Here is a 1,357-nt window from a genome sequence, read left to right on the forward strand (position 1 = left end):
ATAGAGGCAAATATCAAAGTAGACAACACGGGGACGAAGATAAGTCTTCCGGTGATCGTCACCCAAGATGGTTTGCTGAAAAGTTATTTGGATTATTTGATCGTTCATCGATACAAATCTCGGAGCTGGAAAGACAGGAGCGCGTTTGCGGTTCGACTCCTCATCGATTACACGAATCAGAATAAAGACTGCTTTGAAACTCCTCACCAACTGTTTCAGGAGTTTTCAAACAGCCTCTACACCGGAACGATTGGCGAGGACGGTAGCGATCCGAGTTGGCTGCGGTGGAAACCACGCGAGGATAAGGACGCGAACTTTCTAATCAGCCTGATAACACAATACACAGACTGGCTCTCTAAGCAGTATGAAGAGAAAAAGCTTCAGATAAACCCAACGGTGAAACCTACTCGTTACGAGGAGTGGATGGGCCTCGCAGCCTTCTACCAAAAGAAACGGCGGGCTTTTCTTTCCCACCTTTGGGCTAACAAACCAGCCCCTGCTTATTTCCGGAAGGTATGCCCAGGACGGTGTCGCGTTCTAACGGCAATGAGGGTAAGAAAAGCTTTCCTCCTGGACGAATTGACGACCTCTTGTGGAATGGCCTTACGCGATATGGCTTTGAAATGAGCGACGTAGTTCATGAGCGCCTGGACCTGAAGAATGTGCTCATTACCATGCTGATGCATTACGGCGGACTCAGGCTCAGCGAGTGCTTTCACCTTTGGGTAGAAGATGTCGTGCCGTGGGAGGACGGAACCGCACTGGTCAAAATTTTTCATCCCGATAAAGGGCGGCCCCGTCCAAACGGCCCCAGCAGGCGCGAAGAGTTGCTCAACAAGTATGGGATGCAACCGCGATTTGAATATTCGAAATCCCATACGCTGCATGCAGGTTGGAAAGCGCCCAAAGAGGACAATGAAAGTCGCCACTTTCTTCAGGTTTGGTGGTTTCCAAGAAGTGCTGGTGAAACCTTTAACGACCTTTGGCGGCTTTACCTGACCTATCAGCGATACCCCGATGGCGGTAAACATCCGTTTGCATTCACGACGCAATCAGGCGCTCCGCACTCAATCAAAGGCTATAACCAATCGCTTAAAAGAGCCGTTGAAAGAATTGGTTTACCGTTTTCAAAAGAAGCGGGAACGACAGCACACGCCCACCGACACTCGTATGGGCAAGCTCTGGCTGATGCAAACGCTGATTCTCTGATCATTAAAAACGCCCTACACCATAAATCGATAGAAAGTCAGCAGGTCTACACCGAACTCACTGATAAGCAGATGCGTGCGCATTTGAGCAGATTGTCGCCCGAGCACGGCTTAATTTCTCCAATCAAGAAAGGACTCACTCATGGCAA

The 1,357-nt window shown here is 49.4% G+C and carries 1 protein-coding gene and 1 pseudogene; both read left to right on the forward strand.

The annotated features are described in order from the left end of the window. Positions 1-627, forward strand: a pseudogene (locus BY454_RS17110) (gamma-mobile-trio recombinase GmtY); the annotation flags it as partial. Further along, a partial coding sequence (locus tag BY454_RS17115) for a site-specific integrase (RefSeq protein WP_258075687.1) occupies positions 624-1,357 on the forward strand: 734 nt, incomplete at its 3' end. The pseudogene BY454_RS17110 and the gene BY454_RS17115, both read left to right, overlap by 4 nt.

This window comes from Marinobacter persicus (assembly GCF_002934325.1).
Classification (GTDB): domain Bacteria; phylum Pseudomonadota; class Gammaproteobacteria; order Pseudomonadales; family Oleiphilaceae; genus Marinobacter; species Marinobacter persicus_A.